Annotated in this window: 5 protein-coding genes; 2 read left to right on the top strand and 3 right to left on the bottom strand. The window is 66.2% G+C overall.

Translation table 11 applies throughout. The features are described from left to right. Positions 1–21: 21 nt before the first annotated feature. Together B3E94_RS15100 and B3E94_RS15105 are read right to left on the bottom strand one after the other, a co-directional pair. Complete coding sequence (locus B3E94_RS15100; RefSeq protein ID WP_236235361.1) at positions 22–564, bottom strand: cytochrome b/b6 domain-containing protein; 543 nt, start codon at positions 562–564, stop codon at positions 22–24. Next, positions 564–830, bottom strand: a complete 267-nt coding sequence (locus B3E94_RS15105; RefSeq protein WP_176510864.1) for a PepSY domain-containing protein — start codon at positions 828–830, stop codon at positions 564–566. The genes B3E94_RS15100 and B3E94_RS15105 overlap by 1 nt, the downstream gene beginning before the upstream one ends. 191 nt (positions 831–1,021) lie before the next feature. Between B3E94_RS15105 and B3E94_RS15110 the strand changes: the two genes are divergently transcribed. Both B3E94_RS15110 and B3E94_RS15115 read left to right on the top strand, forming a co-directional pair. Further along, positions 1,022–2,200, top strand: coding sequence for an acetyl-CoA C-acetyltransferase (locus B3E94_RS15110; protein ID WP_286914131.1), 1,179 nt, complete (start codon positions 1,022–1,024; stop codon positions 2,198–2,200). A 189-nt stretch (positions 2,201–2,389) separates the two neighbouring features. Continuing rightward, entirely contained in the window at positions 2,390–3,877 is a 1,488-nt protein-coding gene (locus B3E94_RS15115) for a methylenetetrahydrofolate reductase C-terminal domain-containing protein (protein ID WP_286914132.1), read from the top strand. Here B3E94_RS15115 and yjiA read toward each other — a convergent pair. After that, a complete protein-coding gene (gene yjiA / locus B3E94_RS15120) occupies positions 3,837–4,814 on the bottom strand; it encodes a GTPase (protein WP_286914133.1) in 978 nt (325 codons plus the stop codon). The genes B3E94_RS15115 and yjiA overlap by 41 nt on opposite strands. Positions 4,815–4,863 lie beyond the last annotated feature (49 nt).

A 4,863-nucleotide genomic window follows, 5' to 3' on the forward strand; every position in this document is an offset into this window, starting at 1 on the left:
AGCCCAGGCAAAGCGGCTGCTTCATTCTAAGTGCTCATCAGGCATACGCCGCCGCCCGGTCAGCATCGACAACGGCAGGTTCTCGCGCAACCGCACACTCTCGACGATCGCCGCCAGCACATGCACGCAAACCAGCGCCAACACGGCATCGGCCAGGAAGCTGTGCACCTGCATGGGCCAATCGGCCCCCCATAGCGCGTCAACCTCCTGCGAGGCCCAGCCGGTCAGCCCAAGGCCAGTAATGCCTGCGAGCATCAGCAGCATCACCAGCGCACCAATCGGCGAATGCCCCAAGCGATGGTAGGGCTGGCCCTTGAACAGCGCCCGGGCATGGGCCGCCAGGCGCGCAGGGGTTGGCCAGAAATCGGCCCAGCGCGCACTTCGCGGCCCGACGAAGCCCCACACCAGGCGCACCAGCACGCAGCCCAACGCGTAGTAACCGAGCCACTGGTGCCAGTCGTCACCCTCTTCGTTGAAAAAATAATCGGCAAAGAACACGGTGGCGAACGACAGGTGGCACAGGCGCAACAGCGGGTCCCACAGCGTGACGGTCGCGCGTTGCATCATTTGTGGTATTCGGTCTTGACGGCCTTGCCCGAGACCGGGTCATGGTAGATCTCGACCTTCTTGCCCTCCTTGTCGAACCCGTAGATCTCGTAGCAGTTGCCCTTGGTGACCTGGAACTTGTTGATCTTGTAGCCCTGCTCCTTGAGCTGGGCCTGGAATTTTTCCGGGTTTTGCCAGGTGCTCTTGTCGGCGGTGGTGCATTGCGTGGCGGCGAAGGCGGCACTGCTACCCAGCAGCAAGGTGGCGGCAATCAGCATGCGCATGGCGGTGTGCTCCAATCGGTGGGTTGAAAGACGCGGCGGAACGTTTCCAGCTTAGACGAGGCCGGCAGTGGCCTCGTGGCGCCGGGGCATTCATTTGCTTTCCCGATCAATGGCAAAGAAAAACAAACTTAACAAATCAGCCAAAGCCACCGATGCTGGGGCATTACGCCCATTGCCCGGAGAACAACAACATGAACGACGTGGTCATCGTCGCCGCAACCCGCACCGCCATCGGCAGCTTCCAGGGCGCCCTGGCCACGGTGCCTGCCGTGGACCTCGGCGCTGCCGTGATCAAGCGCCTGCTGGAGCAGACCGGGTTGGACCCGGCCCAGGTCGATGAAGTGATCCTCGGCCAGGTGCTCACCGCCGGTGCCGGGCAGAACCCCGCGCGCCAGGCCGCAATCAAGGCTGGCCTGCCCTACAGCGTGCCGGCGCTCACCTTGAACAAGGTCTGCGGCTCGGGCCTCAATGCCCTGCACCTGGCTGCCCAGGCCATCCGCTGCGGTGACGCCGAGGTGGTGATTGCCGGCGGCCAGGAGAACATGAGCCTGGCGCCCTATGTGATGCCCTCGGCACGCACCGGCCAGCGCATGGGCCATGGCCAGCTGGTCGACAGCATGATCAGCGATGGCCTGTGGGATGCCTTCAACGACTACCACATGGGCATCACTGCGGAAAACCTGGTGGACAAGTACGGCCTCAGCCGTGAGCAGCAGGACGCCTTCGCCGCCGCTTCGCAGCAAAAAGCCGTGGCCGCGATCGAGGCTGGCCGCTTCAAGGACGAGATCACCCCGATCGTGATGCCGCAGAAAAAAGGCGAGCCGCTGGTCTTCGAGCGTGACGAACAGCCGCGCCCGGGCACCACGGCCGAGGCCCTGGCCAAGCTGCGCCCGGCGTTCAAGAAGGACGGCAGCGTTACCGCCGGCAACGCCTCCAGCCTCAACGACGGCGCCGCCGCGGTGCTGCTGATGAGCGCAAGCAAGGCCAAGGCCCTGGGCCTGCCGGTGCTGGCGAAGATCGCCGCCTATGCCAGCGCCGGCGTCGACCCGGCGATCATGGGCATCGGCCCGGTATCGGCGACCCAGCGCTGCCTGGACAAGGCCGGCTGGCAACTGGCCGACCTCGACCTGATCGAAGCCAACGAAGCCTTTGCCGCCCAGGCACTGGCGGTGGGTAAGGCGCTGGAGTGGGATGCCGAACGGGTCAACGTCAATGGCGGGGCGATTGCCCTGGGCCACCCGATTGGTGCTTCCGGGTGCCGGGTGCTGGTGACCCTGCTGCATGAAATGATCAAGCGTGATGTGCACAAGGGGCTCGCCACGCTGTGCATTGGCGGTGGCCAGGGTGTGGCGCTGGCGATCGAGCGCTGATCTTTCTTCGATAGTGGGGGCCCTATCGCCGGCAAGCCGGCTCCCACATGGCCCCCTGTAGTGTTCGATACTTGTGGGAGCCGGCTTGCCGGCGATGTCTCATTCAGAGCAGCAGCCTGCGCCCGCAGGCATGACCTGGGCCGCCACCTGTCGCACAATGCCACCCTGATCAATCCAGGTGCCCCAGCCATGAGCCTGCTGAAATCGGCGCTGCGCGATAAAACCTTCGTCTGCGTCATGGAGTTCGTGCCCAAGCCTTCGGCGCAACGCTTCGCCGCCATGCAAGCCATCATGGCCCGCGGGCAGCTGTGTGGCTGGCCCATGACCCTGGCCATCGGCGACCGCGTCGCCAGCCCGCTGGACCTCTCGCCACTGGACGCCCTCGCCAGCTTCGACACGCCTTTGCCCGCCCTGCCCCATTTCTCCGGCAAGGACCGCGAACGCCACCACCTGCTTGCGCAACTGCAGCGCATGGACGCCGCCGGCCTCGATCAGCTGCTGCTGCTCACCGGCGACCGCCTGCCCGGCCATCAGCCCGGCGAGCGCCCGGTGCGCTACCTGGAATCGGTCGCCGCCCTGCAGATCGCCCGCCAGGCCTGCCCGCACTGGTTGCTCGGGGCGGCGCTCAACCCGTTCAAATACCGCGAGGAGGAAGGCGGCGCGCAGTACCTCAAGGCGCAGAAAAAGCTCGCGGCGGGGGCCGATTTGCTCATCCTGCAATTGGGTTTCGATGCCGGCAAACACCAGGAGGCGTTGCACTGGATGAGCCGCCAGGCCACGCCAAGACCGCTGCTGGCCTGCCTGATGAGCCTGACCCACGCCCGCGCGGCGATGCTCGACCACGTCGCCGGGGTTACTGTCACGCCATCGATGCGCGCGCTGCTCGAGGCCGAGGCGGCCGAGTCCAAGGCCTTCGCCCAGGCGCGCAGCGTCGATCGCCTGGCGCTGCAGATCATCGGGGTCAAGCTGATGGGCTACGCCGGGGTGCACCTGTCGGGCATCCACGCGCTGGAGCAACTGCTGGCGCTGGAGGCGCGCCTGGAACACTGGCAGGCGCGTGTTCAGTCACTGGCGCAATGGGCACCCGCCTGGGCACAGAGCTGGCAGCTGCCGGGCTTGCCCGCCGTGACCTTCCACCCACCTGCAGCCGATTGGCGCGATGGCCAGTCCGTGGTCAAGGCCTCGGCCGGGGAAACCTTGCGCTATCACCTGCTGCACGGCGCCCACGCCGCGCTGTTCAGCCGCCACAATTGGCTGAGCAAGGCATTCGGCTGGGCCGTGCGCCGGCCCGTTTGGGCCACGGGCAGCGGCGAAAGGTTACTGCATGGGCTGGAGCGCAGCGTGAAGCGGCCGCTGCTGGGCTGCGATACCTGTGGCCGCTGCCGCCTGGAAGACACCTTGTACATCTGCCCGGAAACCTGCCCCAAGGGCCTGGCCAACGGCCCCTGTGGCGGCACCGCGCTGAACCGCTGCGAGTTTGGCGACCGCGAGTGCATCCACAGCGTCAAGTACCGCACCGCCAAGGCCGTGGGCCAGACCGCCGTGCTCAGCGAGCGGCTGATCCCGTGCATCGAAGTCGAAAGCCGCCACCGCAGCTCCTGGCCACAGTGGTTCGAGGCCTCGCCAACACCCCGGCTCAATCCGCAGCCAGCGCCTCGAAGCCAGCCCGAATCGTAGCCTCGGGCAATTCATCGGCGATGAACACCATCACGCTTTCACGCGCCTCGCCCTCGGCCCACTCGGCGTCCCAGTCGAAGCCGTAGAGCTTGAGCACACCCTGGAACACCAGGCGGCGGTCTTCGCCGGCAATGTTGAGCACGCCCTTGTAGCGCAGCAGTTGCGTGCCGTGGGTTTCCAGCAGCTCGTTCATGAAGTCGCTGAGGCGGTCGATGTCCAGCGGGGTTTCAGTGCGCAGCACCAGGGTCGAGATGCGGTCTGGCGTGGCGGGCTTGAGCACCGGGCGCAGGCTCGGCTTGAGGTTGGCGCCCAGGTCGGGGTTGAGGTTGAAACCACGCACATCGAGCAGTTCGGCCAGGTCGATGCGGCCTTGCTCGACCACGCGGATGGCCGCCCGGCCATTGATCCGCCCCAGGCGCTCCTGCAGCGCGGCAACCGCCGCCGGCTCGACCAGGTCGGTCTTGCTCAGCAGCAGGCGATCGGCAAAACCGACCTGGGCCTGGGCGATGGCCTGGGCCAGGTGCAGCTCGGCATGGGCGGCGTCCACCAGGGTGATGATGCCGTCGAGGATGTAGCGCTCGCGCAACGTTTCGTCGATGAAGAAGGTTTGCGCCACCGGCGCCGGGTCGGCAAGGCCGGTGCACTCGATCACCAGGCGGTCGAAGGCGATTTCGCCGGCATCCAGGCGTTCGAGCAGCAGGTACAGGGCGCGGGTCAGGTCGCCATGGATGCTGCAGCACACGCAGCCGTTGGCCAGGGTCATCACCTGCACCGGCTCGTCGCCCAGCAGCTGGCTGTCGATGCCGGCTTCGCTGAATTCATTTTCGATCACGGCGATCTTCAGGCCGTGCTCGGCCTTGAGCATGTACTTGAGCAGGGTGGTCTTGCCGGCACCCAGGAAGCCGGTGAGGACGGTGACGGGAATAGGTGTGTGCACGCAGGCATTCTCCTGTGCGGAAAAAACAGTGGCCCCATCGCCGGCAAGC

This window comes from Pseudomonas sp. UBA6315 (assembly GCF_002438125.1).
Classification (GTDB): domain Bacteria; phylum Pseudomonadota; class Gammaproteobacteria; order Pseudomonadales; family Pseudomonadaceae; genus Aquipseudomonas; species Aquipseudomonas faucium.